Source organism: uncultured Clostridium sp. (assembly GCF_900547735.1).
Taxonomy (GTDB): Bacteria; Bacillota; Clostridia; order Lachnospirales; family Lachnospiraceae; genus Otoolea.
Window position 1 is genome coordinate 107,435 of the sequence record NZ_URHZ01000003.1, and the last position, 24,308, is coordinate 131,742.

General features: G+C 39.9%; 20 protein-coding genes and 1 pseudogene. All 21 read right to left on the reverse strand.

The window, feature by feature from the left end; all coding sequences use genetic code 11:
• Positions 1-57: 57 nt before the first annotated feature.
• Positions 58-792, reverse strand: a complete 735-nt coding sequence (locus QZT18_RS01770; RefSeq protein ID WP_294143763.1) for a CpsB/CapC family capsule biosynthesis tyrosine phosphatase — start codon at positions 790-792, stop codon at positions 58-60.
• A gap of 498 nt (positions 793-1,290) precedes the next feature.
• Positions 1,291-2,142, reverse strand: coding sequence for a tyrosine-type recombinase/integrase (locus QZT18_RS01775; RefSeq protein WP_294143764.1), 852 nt, complete (start codon positions 2,140-2,142; stop codon positions 1,291-1,293).
• Positions 2,143-2,913: 771 nt separating this feature from the next.
• A complete protein-coding gene (gene aepY, locus QZT18_RS01780) occupies positions 2,914-4,035 on the reverse strand; it encodes a phosphonopyruvate decarboxylase (RefSeq protein ID WP_294143765.1) in 1,122 nt (373 codons plus the stop codon).
• A gap of 15 nt (positions 4,036-4,050) precedes the next feature.
• On the reverse strand, positions 4,051-5,175 hold the full coding sequence (locus QZT18_RS01785) for a phosphonoacetaldehyde reductase (RefSeq protein WP_294143766.1): 1,125 nt from the start codon (positions 5,173-5,175) through the stop codon (positions 4,051-4,053).
• A gap of 12 nt (positions 5,176-5,187) precedes the next feature.
• Positions 5,188-6,471: a phosphoenolpyruvate mutase gene (aepX, locus tag QZT18_RS23430; protein ID WP_366925776.1), complete on the reverse strand. Its 1,284-nt coding sequence runs from the start codon at positions 6,469-6,471 to the stop codon at positions 5,188-5,190.
• Between the two features lie 366 nt (positions 6,472-6,837).
• Positions 6,838-7,197 (reverse strand): annotated as a pseudogene (locus QZT18_RS23435) (NTP transferase domain-containing protein); the annotation flags it as partial.
• 45 nt (positions 7,198-7,242) lie between these two features.
• The gene (locus tag QZT18_RS01795) at positions 7,243-8,439 is read right to left on the reverse strand and encodes a CDP-glycerol glycerophosphotransferase family protein (RefSeq protein WP_294143768.1); all 1,197 of its coding nucleotides are present in this window, start codon (positions 8,437-8,439) and stop codon (positions 7,243-7,245) included.
• A complete protein-coding gene (locus QZT18_RS01800; protein WP_294143769.1) occupies positions 8,436-9,860 on the reverse strand; it encodes an oligosaccharide flippase family protein in 1,425 nt (474 codons plus the stop codon). The genes QZT18_RS01795 and QZT18_RS01800 overlap by 4 nt, the downstream gene beginning before the upstream one ends.
• A gap of 219 nt (positions 9,861-10,079) precedes the next feature.
• Positions 10,080-11,348 carry an O-antigen ligase family protein gene (locus QZT18_RS01805; protein WP_294143770.1) on the reverse strand — a complete coding sequence of 423 codons (1,269 nt, stop codon included), beginning with the start codon at positions 11,346-11,348 and terminating at the stop codon, positions 10,080-10,082.
• Positions 11,349-11,514: 166 nt separating this feature from the next.
• Positions 11,515-12,354, reverse strand: coding sequence for a glycosyltransferase (locus QZT18_RS01810; protein ID WP_294143782.1), 840 nt, complete (start codon positions 12,352-12,354; stop codon positions 11,515-11,517).
• Positions 12,355-12,469: 115 nt separating this feature from the next.
• Entirely contained in the window at positions 12,470-13,432 is a 963-nt protein-coding gene (locus QZT18_RS01815; protein ID WP_294143771.1) for a GDP-mannose 4,6-dehydratase, read from the reverse strand.
• 4 nt (positions 13,433-13,436) lie between these two features.
• A complete protein-coding gene (locus QZT18_RS01820) occupies positions 13,437-14,510 on the reverse strand; it encodes a glycosyltransferase family 1 protein (RefSeq protein ID WP_294143772.1) in 1,074 nt (357 codons plus the stop codon).
• Between the two features lie 16 nt (positions 14,511-14,526).
• Positions 14,527-15,987 (reverse strand): B12-binding domain-containing radical SAM protein, encoded by a 1,461-nt coding sequence (locus QZT18_RS01825; protein WP_294143773.1) that lies wholly within the window; start codon positions 15,985-15,987, stop codon positions 14,527-14,529.
• Positions 15,984-16,766, reverse strand: coding sequence for a glycosyltransferase family 2 protein (locus tag QZT18_RS01830; RefSeq protein WP_294143774.1), 783 nt, complete (start codon positions 16,764-16,766; stop codon positions 15,984-15,986). The genes QZT18_RS01825 and QZT18_RS01830 overlap by 4 nt, the downstream gene beginning before the upstream one ends.
• A 43-nt stretch (positions 16,767-16,809) precedes the next feature.
• Complete coding sequence (locus QZT18_RS01835; protein ID WP_294143775.1) at positions 16,810-18,213, reverse strand: exopolysaccharide biosynthesis polyprenyl glycosylphosphotransferase; 1,404 nt, start codon at positions 18,211-18,213, stop codon at positions 16,810-16,812.
• Between the two features lie 269 nt (positions 18,214-18,482).
• Positions 18,483-19,040, reverse strand: a complete 558-nt coding sequence (locus tag QZT18_RS01840; RefSeq protein ID WP_294143776.1) for a hypothetical protein — start codon at positions 19,038-19,040, stop codon at positions 18,483-18,485.
• Between the two features lie 111 nt (positions 19,041-19,151).
• Complete coding sequence (locus tag QZT18_RS01845) at positions 19,152-20,216, reverse strand: LCP family protein (protein WP_294143777.1); 1,065 nt, start codon at positions 20,214-20,216, stop codon at positions 19,152-19,154.
• 65 nt (positions 20,217-20,281) lie between these two features.
• On the reverse strand, positions 20,282-21,055 hold the full coding sequence (locus QZT18_RS01850) for a CpsD/CapB family tyrosine-protein kinase (RefSeq protein ID WP_366925774.1): 774 nt from the start codon (positions 21,053-21,055) through the stop codon (positions 20,282-20,284).
• Positions 21,052-21,882, reverse strand: coding sequence for a YveK family protein (locus QZT18_RS01855; protein ID WP_294143778.1), 831 nt, complete (start codon positions 21,880-21,882; stop codon positions 21,052-21,054). Before QZT18_RS01855 ends, QZT18_RS01850 begins: the two co-directional genes overlap by 4 nt.
• 169 nt (positions 21,883-22,051) lie before the next feature.
• The gene (locus tag QZT18_RS01860) at positions 22,052-22,783 is read right to left on the reverse strand and encodes a CpsB/CapC family capsule biosynthesis tyrosine phosphatase (protein ID WP_294143779.1); all 732 of its coding nucleotides are present in this window, start codon (positions 22,781-22,783) and stop codon (positions 22,052-22,054) included.
• Between the two features lie 482 nt (positions 22,784-23,265).
• Positions 23,266-24,108 carry a tyrosine-type recombinase/integrase gene (locus QZT18_RS01865; protein WP_294143780.1) on the reverse strand — a complete coding sequence of 281 codons (843 nt, stop codon included), beginning with the start codon at positions 24,106-24,108 and terminating at the stop codon, positions 23,266-23,268.
• Positions 24,109-24,308: the final 200 nt, after the last annotated feature.

The following is a 24,308-nucleotide window of genomic DNA, read 5'->3' on the forward strand; positions in this document are numbered from 1 at the left end:
CCTTTTCTTCCTTAAGTTAATCTTTTCTAATTTAATTTCTTGCTTATTGATTTATCTTCAAATTAATTCACCGTTCAGAAGTTTTTTAGGTTGATGGTAGGTCAGCCTTTCAAACGTCTCCATTCCGCAGTCCTTTTGCAGCCACTCCACTGCTTTCTTTAATTCCGGAGGGCGGTAATCCAGACGATGCATGTCCGTTCCCAACAGATGAATCTTACCTTCTTTTACTGCCTTCCTGCACCACAACCGATCGACCGGATGACTAAGTCCTGTCAGGCTGCTATAATTCATCTGCATATAAGAACCTGCCTGAATCAGTTCTTCAATGCAGCCGGCTTTTCTCAAGCAGGAATATCGTTCAATATGTGCCAATACCGGAATATATCCGGCCAGAGTAAGATGGCGCACCGCCTTATACACATCTTTATATGAAATAGAAGTGGAAAATTCGATCAGAACATATCTGGTGTCTCCCAGCGTTAAAGCCCGGCCGGACTGCAGCGCTTCCACTATTTCATCTTGATAAAACAACTCCTCACCGGAATAAATTGTTAAATCTGAGGCAATCTCACTCGCCGCTTTTTTCACTTTTTTTAAAGTGTCCAAAATCTGGCTGACGCTCATTTTATTATGTCCTCGGATATAATGCGGCGTAGCAACCACTCCACGAACGCCCTGGGCATATGCCTCCTTCAGCAGGTATCTGGTTTCTCCCAGGTACCTGGATCCATCATCTGCTTTGGGGATAATATGGGTATGGATGTCGATTATCCCGTTTATTGGCTGTAACATTGATCTACTCCCTACATTAATAGTGTCAGGTGAAATAACATAATATTGGTATGATTTAATGGACAACAACATAATATAGATTATGTTGCAAAAGAAACCACATAATATAGATTATGTAGTGCGGTTTTTGGATTTTTGACTTTAAAGTAAATAGATATGGGATTTTTTTAGATGCGGTTAAGAAAAAAGGGGAATTTTGTAAATATGTGATGGTAATAATTGTAAATTATGGATAATTTTTTAAATTATAAATATGCATAAACGAGTTTAAAATAAAAAACAACATGCGATAATATTGCATTATCGAAACTTAATTGGTATAATATGGGAATTGAATGGATATTTACAAAGAAGTGATATTTAAATTTTAATAAATATTTTAGAAATTTTTAACTTTCCAATAGACGTTTTAGACTTTTAGGTGTATAATACGACATAATCTATATTATGTTGTAATTAACAAAATTGTTTTAGTGTTTATTCGTTCTTCCGCATTTCTTATAATAATAATTTCATTTTATCGATTTGCCGTCTGTGCTCTTCTCCTGATGATATAATATAAATCCTTGTGGTATTTATACTGCTGTGTCCAAGTAAGTCTGCAAGCTTCGAGATGTCTTTTTCCATCTTATAGTAGGTCTTTGCAAAAAGATGGCGGAGGTTGTGGGGAAAGACTTTGTTTTCTCTCACCTGGGCTATTTGACACAGGTTTTTCATTTCCCGCCATACGTTGCTTCGGTTGATGGGGTTGCCTTGCTTGGTTATGAATATGGGGCCTTGGCGGATTTGCTGCTTCTTGATATAACTTAGCAGCATCATTTTTAGTTTGTGTGGAATGAATATCTGCCGGCTTTTACCTTTGCAATTGACTTCGGCAACTCCGCTTTGTGCGGCTCTGACTGTAATGCATTCCAGTTCGCTGATACGGATGCCGGTGCTGCAGATGGTTTGGATGATTAAGGAGAGACGATCTTTTTGTAGGTCCTGGGCTGCTTTTATGAGACGATAATACTCTTCTTTTGACAGTTCCTTTTCCTCCGGGCAGTAGACTCGCCGTTGTTGTTTTATTTGTTTGACTTTGCAGTCGTAGAGGCCGGCGAAGTCAAAGTAGTGGTTGAGGGAGGCCAGCATGGAGTTTATGCTGGCGGTGGCGTATTGTTGTTTTAGTTCCTCTTTGTAGGTTATGACCAGTTCCTTTGTGATGGGGCGGTCTGCGGTGTAGGTGAGGAATTTTTGGAGGTCGCGGAGGTATTTGGTGATGGTGGTGGGGGATTTTTCCTCATCTATTAAATAATGATAATAGGTGGTTAATCCGGGAATAGATAACGAATTAGTCTCTGGAAACATCATTTCAGCCCTTTCTTATAAATTACGAAATATAAATAAATCTTCAGTTAGTTTTGATATAATCTTCTGTTTATTATACACATAAATTTCTGTAAGCACATATTCATTATATTGGTTCAAGAGGTGGCTCTCGCTCTCGGAACGTATGGCTCTCACAACGGATTGGATGGCTCTCACAACGGATTGGATGGCTCTCGCGTGGCAGAATATTCATCCGAAAATAAATCGGTTTATCCAGGAGGTTAAAGAGGAGTACTGCGATGCATCCGGACTATGACGGGATGACCAGCTTGATGTCCTCTACCTCTGAATTAATCAGTCCAATAAAAAAGAACGCATCCAAGGTAAGCGATGAATAAGTTCTTACCAAAGTTAGTTGATTTGATAATAGTATTCATTAAAAAAAGTTTTGCTTTCAAAAGGCATCAAATTCAACTAATATTGGAAAGAACCTATTCATCGCTTACCCTCCAAGTGTTATACCTGTTGACGTTCTACTTTTATTTCGAGAATCAAAAAACCGTGAGGAATACTGAAAAGGATTATAAACCATGACAAAAAGTATTCAGAAATCTGTCAACTCAATTTCAAGATACAAAAATATGTCATTTAAAGGATCTATTATATGTTACACATCACTTGTTGGACTAAATAAAAGAACAAACATCCATTTGTTACCATGCAACAAAAATAAACACTATTAACCTACAAATATAAAGGAATAATCCTTATAAACCATAAATGAGAGCAGTACTTCGAACGTTATTCCTGAAGCTATCGTTTCCCCAAATACCCCATAAAATTCTGTTTATTCTCCAATGGAGTAGTCGTTGGTCTTCCAAGATCTCCCCTGGCACCGATTGCACACTTTACCTCAATCATTCGCAATTCGTTCCCATTCTTTGCCTTCAGAAGTTCTATATCGAGAGTATCATAATCTGCAACGCTTACTGCATATGGATAACCGCAGGCTTTTGCAATAGCCGCAAGATCAATTTTCGCCGCTGCAGTAGGCATACCACCAACCGTTTCATGCGCGCCATTGTTAATGATAATTTGGACCATATTTTCAGGATGATTGGCTCCGAGAACTGCCAGCGCTCCCATATGCATCAAAACAGCGCCGTCGCCGTCAATACACCAAACTTTTGTATTAGGTTTATTGAGTGCAATGCCAAGAGCAATAGATGAACTATGGCCCATAGACCCAACCGTCAAAAAATCATATTTGTGGCTTTGTCCATTCGTTTCACGAATCTCAAATAATTCACGGCTCGCCTTTCCTGTTGTTGAAACGATCGTGTCTTCTCCTGTAATCTGGACAATATGTTGAATAATTTGCTCACGTATCATCGTATTTTTATTTTCATATTTCACCGCAGTTTCATAAGACAGCGCACCTTTACAAACTACAAAAGCCACGCTCTGTCCCTTATCCAGTCCTATTCTGAATTTTTTCATTGCATCACGAAGTTCTTCTTCCGTTGTATTTTTTCCTACAATAAAAGAGTCGATTCCCATATCATCCAGCAGTTTTATGGTCACCTCGCCTTGATAGATATGTTGCGGTTCATCATGAACCCCAGGTTCTCCGCGCCACCCAATCACAAAAGCAACCGGGATTGCATACACTTTATCGTTTAAGAGAGAAGCAGCAGGGTTAATTATATTACCTTCACCGGAATTTTGCATGTAAACTACCGGCACTTTGCCTGTCGCCATGTGATAGCCGGCGGCAAGTCCGGTACAGTTGCCCTCATTCGCCGCAATTATGTGGTGTTGCGGATCGATTCCATAGGTATTTACAAGATAATCGCAAAGGGCTTTTAATTGAGAATCAGGCACACCAGCATAAAAATCAGCGCCAATTATATTTACAAATGATTCAACTTTCATCTGTGATACTCCATTCTAGTTGATGTTTAAAATTAATTTGTATAGATAACGTAACGTTTCTTTATTTAATCTCACCGGATTATTCCTTAATCGTGCCGGATTCACCGATTCTGTAAGCACTTCAAGATCACTTACATTTTTCATAATTGGAGCATCCATTCCCAGTTCTGCCAAAATAAACTGGTATCTGGTAAGTGCTTCTTCTATTGAGCCGCAGCCCATAGCACTTGCAGTTTCAAGAAACAAATCTTCAAGATAATCTTTTCCCCGCGGATCAATACAGTTTTCCATATGTTGCGCCATATAGGGCCATAATGCCGCATTGCACAATGCTGCTGCATGTCCATGGGCGATTCCATAAAGGCTTGTAAGTTTATAGCACATCGCATGCCCGGCTGTCGTTTGAGTGATATTGATCGCCTTGCCTGCTATATTAGCGGCCTTTAACATTGCCGTGTTGCCAATGGCTTCATTGGCAAGATAAGCGTTTTTATATTTCATAATGAATTGGATTGCTTCACGCGAATACTGTTTACTTTCTTCGGTTGAATTCACGGACCAGAATGATTCCATTGAATGGCACAATGCATCCAGCATTGTAGATTTTTTTTGGTACAATGGTAATGTTTTTAAGACAGACGCATCCATCAAAACACAGGACGGAATACAACTTTCGTCCGCAATCGACTGTTTTTCACCATTATAATAAATTACCGCATACCGTGTCGCCTCACTGCCTGAACCGGCCGTCGTTGGCAGTGCAATCAGATTAACATCATTGGGTGTAATTTTTTGTTCAATGTAATTAACAGATTCATCCATGTTAGAAAAAAGTTTAATACATTTTGCTACGTCCATTGCACTTCCGCCGCCTGCCGCCATGATGGTATCGCAATTATTCTGACGAAAAATTTTGACCCCTTCTACCACTGAATCATATGTTGGATTTGGTTTGTAATTACTAAATTTGACAATCTTTACCCCTATCCGTTTTTCAATTGTCTCAAAGCTTTTGCTAATGGCAAGAGAAGAAAATGATTCCCCACAAACTAAAAGCAACCTTTTTACACCAATCTTTTTGAAATAATAATCCAGTTCAGAATATACGCTGTCTGTCACTAATATTTCCTGTTTCTTCATTGCTTTCCTCCATCAGCTCTCTTCTGGAATCAATGTAATAATATCTTTAATCGACATACATATATCATCGCATTCTTTTGCCCTATGGTTTTCCAAAATTGTACGCGCCGCTTTCTGCATGGCAGGGAATCCCGTCCGCGTCAACTGATTTGCATAAATGACAACATTCACGCCGCGCGCTTTAAATTCTTCTTCCGTAACAGTATTAAAAGAGGTCGGAACCACAACTATGGGAACTTCCGGTTCCTGTGCACGGAATTTTTCCACAAACTCGAAAATTTCGTCGGGCTCCTTTTTACGGCTGTGAATCATAATACCATCTGCCCCCGCTTTCACAAATGCAAATGCACGTGTAAGGGCATCGTTCATCCCGCGCTCCAAAATCAGACTTTCGATACGCGCCACTATCATAAAATCCTGCGTCTGTTTTGCCTGTTTACCAGCGGCAATTTTTGCGCTGAAATTTTCGATAGAATCTTGTGTCTGTTTCACTTCATTACCAAACAGAGAATTTTTCTTCATCCCTGTCTTATCTTCCACGATAATCATGGAAACTCCCATGCGTTCCAGCGTTTTTACAGTATAGACAAAGTGTTCTGTAAGTCCACCGGTATCGCCGTCAAAAATAATGGGTTTTGTAGTTACTTCCATAATGTCATCAATTGTTCGAAAACGTGAAGTCATATCCACTAGTTCAATATCCGGTTTTCCTTTTGCGGTTGAGTCACACAGCGAGCTTACCCACATAGCGTCAAACTGATGGGCTTCCCCATTCTGATAAGCAGTTGTTTTCTCCACAATTAAGCCAGTCAAACCACTATGCGCCTCCATTGCAGTAATTGTGCCTTTCATTGCAATTGCTTTTTTCAGTCTTCCTCTTCGCACATCAGGCAGTGAGAGTTCCGCTCTCGCTCTATTTTCCAGCGCCTGATATTTTTCATCTGCAGAATAAGGAAACTCTACCAATTTTCCGCCATAAGAGGCCAGAACCGACACTACTTCATCACGAATTGGTTTTTGAAAACCGGTAACCCAATCATCCCCGTGCACAACGTAAGTTGGCTTATACTTTTCCAGGTTTTCTTTATAGCTTAATGTTTTCTGTTCCACTACCTGGTATACACCGGAAATATTCTCGAACAGCGCCTGTCGTTCCTCATAAGGTAAAAGGGGAAATCGCTTATAACTGATGACAGCCTCATCAGACAGTACGCCGACAATCAGTTTACCCAGTTTTTCAGCTTTTTTTATAATAGAAATATGTCCGCTGTGAATCATATCTGTGGAAAAACACATGTATACGGTACGATTTGATATCTCTTTTACCTGTTTCGATACAACAGCCAAATCCTCCGGACTGTCAATCTCACTGCATAACTTATTTTCAACATCCAGCGCTTTAATCAAGCACCTTTCCGACACCTCATTAAATGCATTTTCCGCATAGCATTCCACACGGTCACTCTCACAGAACGCTACGATATTAGACAGCCATACTTTCCAGTCCTGCTTTTCAATTTTATACAGCGGTTGTGCTGCAACTGCTTCATTAAAAAATTCAATGCCAATCTTGGAAATGTACCCGTTATGTATAACCGCTTTAAAATCTTTTTCAGGAAGAGGGAGTGTAGAACTAACCGCCATGCAGCTTCCCTCGTGGTTTACTACAAAATCAAGGACTGCACTTTCAAATACCAAATCGCCATGCATGAGTAAAATATCATCATCCAAATATTCTCTTGCGCAGTAAATCGAATAGATATAATTAGTTTCTTTATACAGTTCATTCTTTACAAAAGTATAAGTCAACGGAAGTTCCAGACTTTGGCAATAGTTTACAAGTACACTGTCAAACAGACCCGTAGTTATAACAACCTCTGTGAGACCGGACTCAGCTATCATTTTTAGCTGCCGGCTTAAAATAGTATCTTTATTGGAAATCTCCGTCATGCATTTGGGATGCTCAGATGTCAGTACCCCCATACGGCTGCCCATACCGGAATTTAAAATCAATACCTTCATAAAACCACACTCTTTCTATTCAAAATTTAGTATGTCGTCACAATTCTACTGTGACAGTTTTTCTTGAATTTGTTTATAAATGATCTCGTTGTTCTCTGCATTGTCATAACACATATATTTTCTGCGCATCTGCCCGCGCAAATCCTGATGCCTGCACGGATCTTTTAAATTCTTTTCTATATCTGAAATAAGCATTTCCTCATTGACCGCTACATCACCCGCTGCAACCTCTTCCTTGGAAAAATACAGTCCCCTGTCATTATCACGGTAAAAATGATAATCATACAAATAGTATTGGACAGGTCGCTCCAACACTAGGTAGTCAAATGAAGCTCCGGAATAATCCGTTATCAGTATATCTGCCGCCGCAAGTAAAGACTGCGCGTCCCAATCTTTTAATATAAATACCCTTCCCAGCATTTCTGTTGCTTTAGAATGCCGCTCCTGATTTACAAAATGTGCCTTTTCTACAATTACTGCATTATATTTCTCCAATATTTTTGTAAGTCTCCTGTCATCAGCCAAAGACGAGAAAGAGAAAGTATTTTCCCGTGTGTCCCGAAATGTAGGCATATAGGCAATTATTTTTGTATCACTATCCATGTTTAATTTTTCTGTTAATTCACTCCTCGATTTAATGTGAAATCTTTTATCGTATAATACAGTATTTCTTGGATGCCCTGCTAAAATAAAATTCCTGTTTTTCGCTCCGAACGCACTTTGATAGCAGGGACGAAACACATCTGACGGGATCACATAGCAGTCACAGTTAAAAGCATAATCATATAAATAGCAATAAATTAAAAAGGCCCATCCCCGCATATTACTGCCACTATGTCCGATTTTCTTCCACGGAATTCCATGCCAAAGATTTACCGTTACTGCATTTCCAAAAAAATTATTTCCTTTTAAAGAAAGATCCCTAAGCCCTTGTCCAACAACCACAACACCTGCTTCTGAAATAATATGCTTTGCCTCTGCAGTATTCATTTCACATACTTTGATTTTATTGTTGAGCCTGGATGTATCTACTCCCTTATTTGCTATCCAAATAAGTTTAATTTCAGGATGGACTTTGGCTAGATAGTTTGCGAAATACATACAGTTATCATTGCATTTTCTTCCAAACCACTCACCGAAAACCCAAATATTTTTATTCGTTCTATTTCGTCTGCTGCTCACTTTAACTGCTATACCACTTAATAGGTTCCATATTTTCTCTGCTTTATTAGTTTGACTCATACCTGTATATCCGCCTTTCTGCTCACGCTTTTCCAATAGCTGAAAGCACAGAATAATAATACTGCCAGCACCCCAAAACGAAATTCAATATACGAAACCAAAGTGACCGCGATAGCTGCGACTGTTACACATAAGCCACCGCTCAAGAATAAATCAGACCACTTAAAGTAATGTACGTTACCGATTCTTGACGATATAAGCGCATGAAATGCAAAATTCAAACCATAGGTCACTGCTGTCGTGTACGCTGCTGCAACATACCCATACATGGGAATAAAAATACTATTAAGCACTATATTTATCATTGCAGCTACCACTGTACCCAATGCAATTAATTTGGTCTTTCCATAATAATATTGAACCTGTACAGGTATTGTGTATAAAAAAGCAAAAAAGCCCCCCACAAGAATAGGTATCACACAATACTCCGCTCCGGCATATGAAGATGTGCCTAAGATAACAATTAATTCCGGTGAAACAAGCATAATTGATGATACAAACAAGGCTACCATAACTGCATACTGTGTTGCACGTTTTTGTATACTTCCAATCTCACCAATTTGGGCTTTTTCAAAAAACCACGGACTCCAAACATTTTCCAGCGAGGCTGTTGTGACTCCAACAATAGAATAGATGTTATAAGCAAAGCTGTATATTCCGGCTTGTGCCGCGCCGCAAATGCTATTTATCATGATTCGATCAAACTGATTTAATAATACCTGCGATATTCCGTGCGGGATTAGAGGAACACTGTAGGCTAAAGCAAATCTCCAATAACGAAAATTAGTTGTTCTGTCTGCAGGCGGCCTTTTTTCTTTCCAAAAATACAAACAAATAAACACCGCTAAAAACAAAACAGGAATCACCGTTCCGACTATACGTCCTTCTGCAGGATGCCTGCTAAATACCGCCTTTATCAGCAGAATAGATAATCCAATATTGAACACGGCATTAAAACCTGCTGCCAGTAAATAGCTTTTATAACTGTAAGTAATACTTAAATACACATTAAAAATAGAAAGTATCGCGCTCCCCAGACAATGTAATATCAATAAATTATGTATCCAGTAGTCAAACCCCGTATATGCTGTTAAAGGTCTTTCAAACATCTTTATCAGAAGAAGCCAAGTCCCCGCGCTAACTAATAACAATATCATGCAGGAAGACACAAATTCGCCATAATCTTTCCCATATTTATATCTTGCGTTTTTTTGACATGTATTAAGTGTAAAGCCCACACACATATAAAGAATACTTTCATAAGCAATATATGTATTATAAATACCATAGTTATCAGGGGATAAAAGACGTGCAAATATTGGAATTGAAAAAAACGTCAATCCCTTAATCATATAATTTCCAATCGTATAACCTAACCCAGCTTTTAAAATAGCATTACCGTTCTGCTTTATTTTCTTCATGTGACATACTACTCTTTTCAATTTGTTCTATGTGTCTGACAGATTCTTCTGGTTTTGAGAACAATGGCAGCGATGTCAGAAGTTCTGACTCTGGCAAATCCCACCACCTTATTGCGGAAATTCTTTAATACCCTTGCAGGGCTACCGACAACAATTGTATATGGAGGTATGTCTTTTGTAACAATACTTGCACAAAAATAACATTCCTTGCTCTCTCAGCTATTTGATTTCACATTTATTTATTGTAACTGTTCGTTCTTCCATTTTATAGCGTTTTACCTCCATCCATGCCAGAACGCTAAACATTTCATACATAAAAATAATTTTAAAATTTACAATTGGTCCACCTGCGATAATATTATAAATTATCAATAGAATAAGAATACACGAATATTTTCTGTTTTTATTAAACAAATAAATTGACATATATATCCATATAGTATAAACTGCCAGCACAATCGGACCAAAAAGTAAATACGCCGAAAGTATTCCACAGTGTGGAAATGTTCCAAATCCTCTATTGTTAATTTCAATCTGTAAATTTGTGAAATAACCCGATATACCAAATGGATTATCTTTCAGGATATCTAAGCCACTCATAATCGACTTTGTCCTTCCCAAAATTGAGTCGTCCATTTCTATTGCTTTAAAACTAAGCAGCGTTGCATACCTACTATTGCTAATATACTCTATTATGTTATGGATCTTTAATGATAAAAAAATCAAACATACTACTACTAAAAAAAGTATTACAAAGTAAGTATTTTTCCGTAGAGATTGCTTACCTTTTAATATAATTTCCAAAAACAGAAACAACAAAATCAAACTTGTCATAATTATAGCAAGAGCAATATTAGTTCTTGAGCCTGAAAGGTATAAAGCAATAAAAACCAACATAATATATAATACTTTATGCCTACAATTTTTTTTGAAATACAACATTAGTAAACCTATACAACAGAGCACGCCCGTGGATCCCACGTCTAAATTTGAGGCATTGTAGCGTGAGCCTGACATACCACCAGGCCCGCCTATAGCAAGCATAATAAATACTGTTGCAATATTTAAATAAATAAAATATTCGTACATTTTTTCTGCTGACATTCCAGTTTTCGCACACTGAAGAGAGCACAACACAAAAGCACTGCCAACACCCAATGTAAGATACATCTCAAATGCCCCTGACACAAAAATACTATTAGAACCAATAAGCAGATAAATAATTTCTCTTATCACAAAATATATTGAACAATAACCAATCAGCTTATGTTTTTTTATAACTGCAATCAAAATACCAATTAACAATATTACCAATTGAATAATACCGAATGAATAATTCAGCCATTTGTAAGAAACAAAACCTGGAGTAACACACTGATAAACAGGAAGCCATGAGAACACATCATCAGGTAGTAGCAGTAACAATATAATTACGGTTATCATAAACATTTGTTGCGTTAATTTTTTTACTCGAAATTTAAATGACATATCGAAGTTCCTTTGTTTTCTGTATTCTGATCCGTCCAAGTTCTTCTCGTTTTTATGGGAAACTATGATTTTCGGCAACAGACATATTATATCTATATGTCACCCGACTATTATTCTTTCAAAAATGAAACAATGGTTACAGTACTATATCTTATGACGACACTTGTCATTTTCCCCATAGATGTCTTATCCATAAAAATAGATCACACCAAAGTTGCGCAGTTCGTGAATACTTCAAATATTCATAATATACAGCTCTGCTTTGACGGTGAATATGAAATTTTTTTTTTCTCTTCATCACACTGTTTACTGTTGAACTATGATTATGAATCACTGTAGCATCTAGAATACACGCACATCTATAATTATTTAATGCCAATCGCTCTGCAAGAATTGGTTCCTCACAATATAAAAAAGTCCGCTCATCCATATAATTAATTTTTCTCATTGCTGAATTTCTCAGCAGCATACAACAGCCCTGTGGTCTGTATGAGAAGCACCAGCCTGATGCCACTTTTCTATTAATAATTTTACTTTTTCGAGCGCAACTTATCGCTCCTAATGTCAATGATACAATGGAAGGTCTTTTCAGATTTCTATTTATTTCTCTCTTCTCTTTGTAGTCAAAGACTCTCGGAGATACCGCTGCCAATTCTATATTTTCATCCATAACTTTTACCATTTTTAATAAAATATTCATATCATTAAATATCAAATCATTATTACATACCCAACTGTATTTATAGTTGTGTTCGGCCGCCCAACGAATACCAATATTATTACCTGCTGCGTATCCATCATTTGTATGTGATAATAAAAATATAAACGGTCTGTTACTTTTTTCGTTCCAACTGGTAAGACGTGTCGCGGAATCATTTGGAGAGTTATTATCAACAACTATGATCGTATCTTCAGGACAAATAACTTCTCTAAGTTTTTCAACAAAATCTAATGTTATTTTCCAGGTTATGTAATTTAAAACAATAACTGCCACGCGCTTGCCCATATATTCCACTTGTTTCCTCTCCTATAAACTACTTATGTAAAATTCTCCTTAAAATAGAATTCAACCTTTAAGATTCATTGTAGTTCTCCTTTTTATAAAGCTTGAAACCCCAGCGTCACTTTTTCCGCCAATATTCCAGCATATCATGTACTGTCTGTTGCATAGAAATTTCCTGCACCCATCCAGTATCCCGCTTAATCTTAGTTACGTCTCCGACGATTACCCGTTCATCAGTTGGCCGCAGTAATTGCTGGTCAACGCAACGTTCTAATTTATGCCCAATCTCCCTTTCGATCATTGTCACAATATCATCCATGCGATAAATATATTCTGACGATATATTATATACATCTCCCGCTTGCCCTTTCTCAGACAATAGTAAAAGTGCCTGAATAAGATCTCTCTGATCCATAATCGCTCTCTTTGTATTCAGATTTCCAACACGAAGCTGATAATTACCCGTACGTTCAGCCTCTATCGCCCGTCGTGTAAAATCACTTGTAACATCATTCACTTTTCTTGTACCTGTCGAATTAAAAATGCGGGCACGGATGCATCGAATATGATCATTCATAAAATATTGAAATGCAAGTAAATCCTGTCCGACTTTACTGACACCATATGGATGCAACGGCTTCAGTTCTGCTGATTCCTTAACAAATATCTCTTCTCCCTGTAATTCATTCAACGTCTCTCCATACTCCGCACTGGAACAGGCAACCACCACCATTGGATCATAAGTAGAATCATATTCTGTTCTGACTTTCTTGACTGCTTCAAACACACTGATTGTTCCATTAACATTGGTGTCAATTGTAGCATAGGGTTGTGACCAGGAAACAACCGGATAACTCTGCGCAGCCAGGTGAAAAATCTTTTCTGGCCTGTTTTGTAAAATTATTTTTTCAATATTTGCAGGATATCGGATATCGCACTCAAGCATTTTAATATCACTATGTATTTCTGTTATATCGGTAGTTGGTTTATAATATGTCCCTATGACCGCTTCGCCCTTCTCATATAACACTTCAACCATATGAGAACCTACCATACCGCCTGCACCTGTAACAAGTATCATCCGATTATCCTTCTTTCACTATTAATTTATCATCTTCAAATATCGCTTTGGCTGTATTGCAAAAATTTTTATAATAGTAGTTTGATATAAAAGCCTGCCTCGCCTCTTTACTCGCTGTATCAATGTTTTTTTCAAGATATCGAAACGCAGAGTAAAGTTCGCTGTTATTCGTTGGATATCCTATTAGGCATCCTGATTTTCTGTTCTCTATTACATATTTTGATATACCATTTTCATTGGCAATTACAGGTGTTCCCATCATCAAAGAATTGGGCAGCACTCCGCTTTGCGTGCTTCTCGTATAAGCATTCCATACACAAATACTCTGCAGATAGTAACCGTTGATTTCCTCAGTTGTCATATACCTGCCATCATGTATATATAAAATTTCTTTTTTTAATGCTTTTATAATACAAGGGCGTTTGCGAATATGGCTCACATCATCTTTTGTAGCTATCAAAAATTTGATTTTCAAATTATTTTCAATGGCAAATTCAATAAAAGATATAAAATCTTCAGTGCCATGCGCCGGTATAAAACCACCTATAAAGGAAAAGTATTCTCGTCTTATGTTATTTGTCTCATTATATTTGTCTTTCATGATAAGGGGAAAAAACTGATAGGGAGCACGGTATACTATATGTGCACGCTTATAATAATTCACTCCGGCCTGAGAAGGCAGCAATACGCAGTAACTGTTACGGCAAATTACAGCATTAACTATCGCAGCAGCACAGATGCGCAGTGCCTTTTTCCCCTCCTTTACTAATCCGGTCAGCCCCATCCATGGATCATGTAATACATAATAAAACCTGATGTTTCTCTTTCTGCATCGCTTTGCTAAGGATATATTTTCACTGCCAATGTTATATGAAATGATTATGTCAAATCCCAAATTAACTACTTCTTCTATTTCTTTCCCAATAATAATACGCTCTGATCCTTTATAATGAATCTGATATTTTTGTGCCAGCACTAAATAAGTTTCGTGCCCCATTTTTTCAAACAAAGAACAAAATGCTTCCATATGTTGAAGCTGGTTTGGCGAGTATCTTATTGATGCAAGTGCAATCCGCATTTCCTGCACTCCCCCTTCATTTAATCAAGCTGTCTTTTAATCTCCAAAATGCCTTCAAACTGCGTTTGAAATCCGAAACATCATGGAGTCCCGCCCAAATTCTGTGCCAAATATACCAAGGTCTCATATAATATTTTTTTCTAGCATGAGCACAAAAATCAACCAGCTCTTTCGCACTTAATTCTGGAGTATTTAATATACAATTTAGTGTGCCGTCTTCCTGTAAATATTCATCATATTTCCCGTTGATATATCCATTTTCTTTTGCCCATTGATAGGCCTCTGTTCCAGGGTACGGTATCAGTGGAAAAAACTGTACCGTATCCGTCTTAAATCTCATGGCAGCATCTAAAGTATGTTCCATGGTCTCCTGAGTTTCACCCTGATTTCCAACCATATAACAAGCATGAATCATCAAACCAGCCCTTTTTGCATTTTCTACATATGCATCAATTAGCTTTAAATTGCTGCCTTTTTTTATATTCTTTAAGATCTGCTCATTATAGCTTTCGAATCCCGGAATGATAAGGTGGCATCCAGCCTTCTTCATCGCCTGCATTGTTTTGAGATCGATGTTTACCCGCGCATTGCATAACCACTTAAGGCGCTTTGTAAGTTTTTTCTCCTCAAGCAATTCACATATTTTAATTACACGCTCTTTATTGGCAGTAAAAGTATCATCTTCAATTACTACCTCATGAACCTCCGGAAAATTCTTTGCAATATATTCAAATTCTTCCACAACATTTTCCGGACTTCGGAGGCGATACTTATGACCGTGCAGCGTTTGCGGATATACGCAATAATTACAGTGCGCCGGGCAGCCGCGTCCTGTAAAGATTTGGATTGCCGGAAATGATGCGGCAGGAAATACATAATCTCTGATATCCAAATATTTTTTGATAAAGGGAGCCGCCATAGGAATATCATCTAATTGTTCTATGTAATCTGCATCTGGCGTTTCTTTAATTTCTCCGATGCCATCCCGATATGTCAACCCACGAACAAGGTCAATTGCCACATTGTTTTCCAACGCTTGCACTGTCTTTAATACAATATAGTCATACTCACGACGAGCCACAAAGTCTACAGCATCATTAATATTAAGTGTTTCTATTGGTACTGCCGATGGATGTGTGCCTACAAGCATAATCTTGCTTCCTGGATATTTCTTTTTAAGTTGTTCAGCAAATGCGACATCATTGTAAATCGAAGGTGTACTCGTATCTAAAACAAAGAGTGCCGCATCTGCTGCTTCCTTGTCCACTCTTTGCAATGTTCGCTGAACATCTAACTGCTTGGCCGGAGCATCAATAAAAGCAATTTCAAATCCATTATTTTCAACTACAGCTGCTGCATAAATAAGCCACAACGGATAATACAACACTCCGCTATGCCCTATACATGGACTGCGTGATTCCCTCGAAAATTTTCCAAACTCCGCTTTAAATGGGGGATTTATAAAACAAACCTTCATACCTTTGCCACCTCATTATTTAAAGTTATATATTTTTTTAAACCGTTGAGCATATACCAGATCATATAATACATGCGTGAAACTACGTCCAAGCCTATGTATTTATATGTATTCCAATTCATTTTTGCAGCAATTAATTTATTTCCTGATTTTGATTTCCTCATAAAGCGGTAAATGAGCAAAGGCTCATCAATTCCATATGCTTTTCTCCCGGTCTTGAGTATCCTAAGCCATATAGCAAAATCCTCATGCATGTTATCCCCCGACGCATAGTATTGCATATACAATTCTTTTCGTACCAGCGCAGAAGAATTTGAAATTAGGTTCTGTTTCAGCAACTTCCTGTAGCCGATTTCCGGTGGTACATGCAAATACCATTCTATTGAATTTCCAGACGAATCCATAAAAGCAGAGCCCGTATAAACCAGATCTGCATTTTTTTCTTTTTGAAGCCTGATCTGCTTTTCCAATTTATCCGCCGCCCAGGCATCATCACTGTCAAGAATAGCAATCCATTCCCCTCTTGCCTTCTCAAGTCCATATCTGCGTGTATAAGAAACACCACGATTACAGGGATTATTAATCAAAAATATCCGCTTATCAAATGCTTCAAACTTTTTTATAATAGAAAGAGTTTTGTCGGTGGAACAGTCATTTATTATAATAAGTTCAAATTGTGTATACGTTTGTGCCATTACAGACATAACCGCCTTTTCAATAGTATTTTCTGCATTATAAGCAGCCATAATTATACTTATTAATCCAAAGTTTTGCTCCATACCATGCACCCCTGTCACATATCATTTGACTAGCTAATACCTCTTAGATACCTCTCGCCTGAACAGTATTTTCACTGTCCGTCGCAGCTGCCATTTCCAACCTTGCCGCCGTAGCTTGTCCTTCCGCCACGCCTTCCGTACTCTCCGGTTTGAACAATATTTTCACAGTCGCCAATACGATCTTCATATCCTCTATCAGACTCGGATGGGCGATATACATCAAATCCATCTGCAGCTTATCATAGGGGATAGTGTTATATTTTCCATACACCTGTGCGTACCCGGTCAGGCCCGCCTTTGCCTGCAGTCTCAGTTCAAATTCCGGGAGATGCTCACAATACTGCGCCGCTATCTCCGGACGTTCCGGGCGCGGGCCGACAATGCTTAAGGAGCCCTCCAGAATATTAAATAGCTGCGGCAGTTCATCAATCCGGTACTTACGAATAACACGTCCCACGAACGTAATGCGGTCATCCTTTTCACCGGTGGAGAGCCGGGCCACTCCGTCTTTTTCCGCGTCAGGCTGCATGCTCCTGAATTTCACTATCTCAAAAGGCCGGGCGTTTTTTGTCAGCCTCACCTGTTTATATAAAACCGGTCCGCCATCCTCCGCTTTAATGGCAATCGCCGTTGCAAGCATGACAGGACTTGCAATCACTAGCGCCGCCAGTGAAAGGAAGATGTCCATCGCCCGTTTTAAGAACAGATATTCCGGCTGCGCCATATAGCGTTTCACCTGTAGAAGGGGCAGATGAAACATATGCATGGGATTTGCACCGCTCATGATCACATCTCCAATACAGGGAACCACATAAACCGTGATACCCCTGGCAATGCAATATTTTAAAATCACATTCCGTTCATGGCTATGTACACCGCTTAGAAACACCGTTTCTATATCTGCCAGCATTTCAATGTGGACAATGCATTCCGCTGCGCTGACCGTTTTCTTCACATCATATTTTTTATTCATACCGTATTCATCAATCAGTTTCGTCATCTGACTGTGCCGGCCGTAGATGACCGCCGTAGTGCAGGGCGGAAAGGTCCGGAAATACCAGTGATTGGCCAGATATGCCCACACCGCCGCCAACAATATTTGCCCGCAGAAGGCCATCAGTCCCGGCAAGATATTGGGCAGATGCTTGCTGAGCAGCCAGATTATTATGTATAAAATGCCGTCGCACACTGCAAACGCCAGACTCTGGCTGTATATGATCTCTGAGATTCGCTGCATCGACATCAGAAATCCGTCATAGACGCGCCCTATAATAATATACAGGGCAAAATAGATAAAAATAATCAGCAGATCTCCTTTTGCATGATAAGGAGACGCAGTTCGTTCTGAATAGTACCAGTACCAGCAAATCGCAAACGGTATTGTGATCATTACTGCATCCAGTATTTTCACAATCCTCAGTGCAAGATCATGCCTAAACCTTTTCACAGCACTCTCCCCCTTGATTTTTTTAAGCCAAATATTTTCCTTTTCAAAGTCTAGCAAAGCTTTCCCCCGACCAGATATTGTTCCGCCCACCCTAAAACACCCAATCCATTCAACCAATGTAACCCGTCGTATAAATCAAATGTTTTCAACGCTCACACTTCTTCATCCCTCTCAACATTTTCAACCCAATCCCCCATTCTCCCCCCGGGTTATTCTCCAGGGGGACTAGGGACACTCTCCAAATACAGCTGATTAGCTCAAACTAAATCTTACTTCTTATAAACAATCGTAAATGGAGTTGTTCCGCTCAGGTTCACGGAAACTTCTTTCGTTGCATAATTGATGCTGCTTGGCGCCATCAGCTCCCATGCCTTTGTTGTCTGATTATAATACAGAATCTGAACATCGTTCAGTCCTTCAATCAGGTTCGGCACGTAGAGGTTCAAACTTACGCCGTCTCCGGCCAGGGCCGTCTGAACCGGTGCTAACGGAACGTATCCAACCATGTTGTTTGTTCCGATTGTACGGTACAGAGCCTCGGTTCCTGCGTTGATTGTATTGATCTTATCAATCAAATCCCAGGATAATCCTGCCTCACGAAGAGCATTGTTGTCTGTGGCAAATGACACAGAACCACTTGCGGCAGCGCCTCCACTGTTGGCAACCGGTGCTGCACTCTGCTCCAGCTTTCCAGTCTTCAGAGACTCGCTACGGCTGCTGCTGTTGTCATGAGACGGTCTGGAACTAACACTTCCGGCTGCATAAGCAGTCAGAGGCTGTGCCATCAGTGCTGCTGCAATCATCAGGCCTACATATCTCTTTTTCATGTCCTTCACTACTCCTTTCTAAATAATATTTATCAATAAATAGCGGTCTTTCGGCTGCTAATTATTGTCGCCTTAGTCTGCCAAAAGTACTGCTTTCCCGATATAAAGCAGCTACTTTACTTCCTTGTAAAACAGCTCAACCACCATTCTCTTCAGAGCTTCTTTAGCGGGATGATATTCGTCAAAACGTTCTGTCTCAACGGCCTCACCGGGCACAGTCAGGAAGTCTCCCTGCCCTATTTGCTGCTGGCTGTTCAAAACTGCCAGCCCCATATCCATATATTGGTCTTTGGCCATGTTGGTGACCATATGTTCCTCGATATCCTTAACAAGACGGGTAATCAATGTTTTATCTGTTCTGGCTTCCTCTTTTACCTGTTTCAAGTATGCTTCCATATACTGTTTCTGGCGATCCATACGGCCAATGGCTGTCTGAGCTTTAGTAATATCCCGGTAACGGACAAATATCTCCGCCTGCTTTCCATTGAGACGGACCGTACTGCCTTTTGTCAGAACCGGATCTCTGCTGTCCAGCCCCTCGTCCTGAATCGTAACCGTCACGCCCCCCACTTCATCATTCAGAAGTGCAATGGAGCTGATGTTTGTAGCCAGATAACCATCTATCTTCAGGTCAAACAGCAGATTGGAAACCGCCTCCTGCAAAAGCTCACAGCTTTTTTCTTTTCCATCACCGTAAGCAAAAGCCAACGTCAGGTGCTGTGTATCCTTTCCCAGTTCGTTCCCCATCAAGTCAAACAGCGTAATCTCCGTCATCGTATCCCTGGGTATCATCAGAATCCGGACCGTATCCCTGGCCATATCCTGGGCTACAAGAAACAGTCCGTCCGCCTGCCCGGCCACGCCGGATGCCTGGTAGGATTCCAGTTCCCCCTGGGTATCCACGCCAATGCAGAGGATTGCACGGATCGCCGTATTCCTGCGGTACAATTTCCCGTCCAGTTCTATAAATCCATCCTGCGTTTTGCCCGACGCCAAATTAAGTTCCTGCCCTTCAGAAAGATTTGCCTCCGCCTGCTTCTTATCGGTGTAGAGGCCGTAGCTAAATCTTACAAACCAGATTACGGCAAATAGGAGGCATAAAGCAACAACAGCCAAAAACAGTTTGTTATGTACCAGCTTATCTTGATTTCTGTTTTGATTTCTCTTGTTAATCACGGCTGCACTCCTACACTATTTCCTAGCTTCCCAACTTATATATCAAACTAATATCACTATCGCCATTACAAAATCTTCGCGTCTTTCCCCTGTTTCGAATCTTCATGGCCGTACCCGTAATATTTACCGTACTTGCCATAGTAGTAATAGCTTCCCTGTTTAATATCGACTTTGTTAAGCACTGCCCCAAGGATACGGCAGCCGCTCTTTCCCAGCTGTCCCTTGACCTTCTGAAGAAGGCGGTAACTGATAGCGCCGCTCTCGATAACAAGAACCGCCCCGTCACAGTGACGCGAGATAACGGCTCCGTCTATTACGCTTCCCATAGGCGGCGAATCAATCAATATGTAGTCATAGCATCCTCTTGCCCACATTACCAGCTCTCCGAACAGGTTGCCTTCGAGAAGTTCCGCCGGATTTGGTGAAAAGGGACCGGAAAAAATGATATTCAGGTTTTCAATGTTGGTATTGTAAATAACCTCTTCTTTTTTACTTTGGCCGCTCAGATACTGTGACAGGCCGTCCACCTGATGTTCCAGATGATACCTGGAAACCAGCACCGATTTTCTGATATCGGCGTCAATTAAGAGCACCTTTTTACCTAGCTGAGCCATGGATGCCGCCAACTGAAACGTGGTCTCACTTTTCCCTTCATTCGGCACAGAGCTGGTGAACATGATAGTATGTATGTTATTGCCCGAAAACTGGATATTGGTCCTGAGCGTTTTCATCGCCTCTTCATACTGATAATCGTTTACTTCAAATCCTTTCAGAACCAGTTCTCCCATACCGCTCTCTCCGGGGCTGATTAAATCCTCTATTACTATTTCTTCGTTCATTTGCGTTCTCCCCCTTCCTTTTTATCGGTACCGCCTTTTTGGCCGGAGCCGTGTTCCTTATCAACAGATGGCACCTTGGTATTCCTGGCCGTGCTGTGGGATTTCTTTTCTTTTCCCTGGCCTTTCCTTCTGTCGCTGCCGTTTCCTTTTTTCGGAATTACGGCGAGTACAGGAAGCTCCAGGTATTTGCTGACGTCTTCTTCCGATTTAACCGTATCGTTCAATATCACTCTTACAACGATAATTCCGCATACGAGTAAAAGTCCCAGGATTCCGCCGATGATGGTGTTTTTGAGAACATGCGGGCTTGATTTAATCGTCGCCACCTCACCGTCTTCAATCAGTTTGGGCGGTACCATTTCCATAATCTCTCCGATATAATCGGAGGCGGTGTTGGCTATTTCATCAACGATTGCCTTTGCCAGATAGGGGTTCGGGTCCTCTATTGTCAGCGTGAGAATACGTGTATTGTTCGGGTTGTCAATCGTCATCTTTTTCTCAAGTTCCCTGTAGGTCATGTCGAGCTTCATATGATCAACAACACCCTGAAGTACCGGCCTGCTTACGACAAGAACTTTATAGTCCTGCGTAAGCTGGCTACCGATCTGTAAATCTGCCAGGGATGTCAGCGTTGTCTCTTTTGAAAGTACATAGAGTTTTGCTTCCGACTTATACTGCGGTGTAATCAGAAATTTACTGTAGGCTCCGGTCACCGCTGCGCCGATTAAAAGGCCTGCAATGATAAACCATATTTTTTTCTTCAGTTCAAAAAATAGTTCTCTGAGATCAATCTCTATTTCGTCATCGTCCTGATACATCTTTTCCATACTCTGTTATTCCTCTTTATCCTTATTGTCTTTTATAATGCTGCAATCTGTCCGAAGCTCCCGTTATATTCAAGTCGGCCGGATACCGTGTCCGCAGTTTCTGTCCGTACATTCTTCTGTACCCGATTTTTCATATGACCGGATAAACTTTATTCTGCTTCTTTCTCTATTACAAACTGTCTCCGGCTAAAATCGCTGAGGCATTTTCCGCTGTCAATCTCCTTGTCAGCTCTTCACCACCTCTTTTTTTCAGCCAGACCAGGGTTTTTTCCAGTTCCGGGGGCCTGTAATCAAGTCGGTGCATATCTGACCCAAGCAGATGGATATTTCCCTCTAAAACCGTTTTTCTGCACCAGGCGCGTTCCGCCAGACCCTTTGCCCTGCTCAGGCAGCGGTAATTCATCTGCATATAGGCACCCGCGTGAATCAGTTCCTCCACATATCCGCCCTTTCTCAGGCATTGATACCGTTCGATATGAGCTAATATTGGAAAATAACCGGCAAGCAGCAGGGTCCGTACTGCCAGAAAAAGCTCATTATATGGAACCGACGGCATAAATTCGACAAGAACATATCTTGTCCCCTGAAGCGTCAGAACTTCTCCCGAGGCCAGTTTTTCGGTAACACCGTCAAAATATAAAATTTCCTGTCCCTGGTAGATTTTCATATCCGGTAAAACGGCCGCAACGCTCTCCCGAAGCTTTCCTGTTTTTTTCTTCAGGGTATCCGCGTCCATTCGATTATGACCGCGCACATAGTGCGGCGTGGCAATCACGCCCCTCACTCCCTGACTATATGCCAGTTTCAGTATCTCCAAGGTTTCTCCGATATACCTGCACCCATCGTCCGCTCCCGGAATGATGTGCGAATGTACATCGATAATTCCTGATTCTGATATCATAGAGTAATCTCCAATTAAGGTTCTAACGTAATACAACATAATAGTGATTATGTTGTATTTTGTATTTATGAGATTGATGCTTAAAATAATAAAAATAGGAATAATCGTTCAGAAATCTAAGAATAACTGCGTTTATTGGAAACAGTTAGATAGGTTTTTATTTTTTACATGACATATGGAAAAATTTTCCAGTAGATAAACGGAATTTAACAACTAAAAAGGAAGTGAAAAAATTTATCAATTTTTTAGATTTGCTTATCCAGGCCTTGTCCTATAAAGCTACCCGGATACCATTAAAGACAATTTTATACAAAACAGGACATGTTTACCCATTAAAACATTGAACTTTCCGATCTTTACTGCTATAATAGTCGGAGGTTAAAAATGTAAAAAGAATATAAATTTAGTAAATTATTTATATTCTGGTCACTTATTTTTTTTGAAACATGGAAATACAACATAATCACTATTATGTTGTATCATCATAATAACAAATTCATCCTCTCAATCTGCTTTCTATGTTCCACTCCCGATGAAATAATATAAATTCTTGTCGTATTAATATTGCTATGCCCCAACAAATCGGCTAATTTTGCAATATCTTTTTCCATCTTGTAAAATGAGGTTGCGAACAGGTGTCTCAGATTATGGGGGAATACTTTCTTTGCATTCACTCCTGCGAGGTGGCAGACTCTTTTCATTTCTCTCCAGATGTTGCTGCGGTTAAGCGGGTTGCCGCTTTTGGTAACAAAAACAGGGCCGGTTCGAAGGTGTTCTTTCCTTATATAATGCGATAATTTTATCACCAGTTTTCTCGGCAGAAGAACCTGGCGGTTCTTACCCTTGCAGTCCACCTGTGCCACCCCATTCTTCACAGCCTGGACGGTAATGCTGGACAATTCACTGATCCTGATGCCCGTGCTGCCTATCGTCTGGATAATCAGCCCTATTTTCTCCTTCCCTTCTTTCTTAGCGGATTTAATAAGTTCAAAATATTCCTTCCGGGTCAGTTCCTTTTCTTCCGGGCAATAAACCTGATGCTGCTTTTTGAGCTGTTTTACTTTGAATTCCTGCCAGCCGGTAAACTGAAAGAAACTGTTAAGTGATGCCAGAATTGAATTAACGCTGTTCACCGCATACGCTTTCACCAGGTTTTCTTTAAAACCGATTACAAGATCTTTCGTAACGCTCTGCCCACCAAGATATAATATAAATTTCTTTAAGTCTCTTTGATATTTTTCCACTGTATGACTGCTCTTTTCATCCCGCTCCAGGTAATCCCGGTATTGTATTTGCAAGTCAGGTGTTATCATATGAAGTTCCATCGGCATTCTCCTTGTAAGTGAAATTTTAGTCTTTTTAATATATTATCATTAATTGGAGTATGTTTTAATGATTTAGGCATAATCTTTACTGGTAATTTCTTCCATGTCTATTATTTGTGGACTTTTTATATAGAATTGCGTCGCGAAATAGGGATTTAATTGAGGAATGAGAACGCCGCCGGGACGGTCGGGGTTCGGGA

Bases quoted from the DNA above. Each gene is read 5' to 3' on its own strand.
- aepY (WP_294143765.1), bottom strand. From the start codon at position 4,035: ATGAAAGTTGAATCATTTGTAAATATAATTGGCGCTGATTTTTATGCT.
- QZT18_RS01785 (WP_294143766.1), bottom strand. From the start codon at position 5,175: ATGAAGAAACAGGAAATATTAGTGACAGACAGCGTATATTCTGAACTG.
- QZT18_RS01840 (WP_294143776.1), bottom strand. From the start codon at position 19,040: ATGAAAAAGAGATATGTAGGCCTGATGATTGCAGCAGCACTGATGGCA.
- aepX (WP_366925776.1), bottom strand. From the start codon at position 6,471: ATGTGTTTTTCCACAGATATGATTCACAGCGGACATATTTCTATTATA.
- QZT18_RS01770 (WP_294143763.1), bottom strand. From the start codon at position 792: ATGTTACAGCCAATAAACGGGATAATCGACATCCATACCCATATTATC.
- QZT18_RS01830 (WP_294143774.1), bottom strand. From the start codon at position 16,766: ATGGAGCAAAACTTTGGATTAATAAGTATAATTATGGCTGCTTATAAT.
- QZT18_RS01810 (WP_294143782.1), bottom strand. From the start codon at position 12,354: ATGGGCAAGCGCGTGGCAGTTATTGTTTTAAATTACATAACCTGGAAA.
- QZT18_RS01855 (WP_294143778.1), bottom strand. From the start codon at position 21,882: ATGGAAAAGATGTATCAGGACGATGACGAAATAGAGATTGATCTCAGA.
- QZT18_RS01795 (WP_294143768.1), bottom strand. From the start codon at position 8,439: ATGAGTCAAACTAATAAAGCAGAGAAAATATGGAACCTATTAAGTGGT.
- QZT18_RS01775 (WP_294143764.1), bottom strand. From the start codon at position 2,142: ATGATGTTTCCAGAGACTAATTCGTTATCTATTCCCGGATTAACCACC.
- QZT18_RS01820 (WP_294143772.1), bottom strand. From the start codon at position 14,510: ATGCGGATTGCACTTGCATCAATAAGATACTCGCCAAACCAGCTTCAA.
- QZT18_RS01805 (WP_294143770.1), bottom strand. From the start codon at position 11,348: ATGTCATTTAAATTTCGAGTAAAAAAATTAACGCAACAAATGTTTATG.
- QZT18_RS01815 (WP_294143771.1), bottom strand. From the start codon at position 13,432: ATGATACTTGTTACAGGTGCAGGCGGTATGGTAGGTTCTCATATGGTT.
- QZT18_RS01850 (WP_366925774.1), bottom strand. From the start codon at position 21,055: ATGAACGAAGAAATAGTAATAGAGGATTTAATCAGCCCCGGAGAGAGC.
- QZT18_RS01800 (WP_294143769.1), bottom strand. From the start codon at position 9,860: ATGAAGAAAATAAAGCAGAACGGTAATGCTATTTTAAAAGCTGGGTTA.
- QZT18_RS01865 (WP_294143780.1), bottom strand. From the start codon at position 24,108: ATGGAACTTCATATGATAACACCTGACTTGCAAATACAATACCGGGAT.
- QZT18_RS01825 (WP_294143773.1), bottom strand. From the start codon at position 15,987: ATGAAGGTTTGTTTTATAAATCCCCCATTTAAAGCGGAGTTTGGAAAA.
- QZT18_RS01860 (WP_294143779.1), bottom strand. From the start codon at position 22,783: ATGATATCAGAATCAGGAATTATCGATGTACATTCGCACATCATTCCG.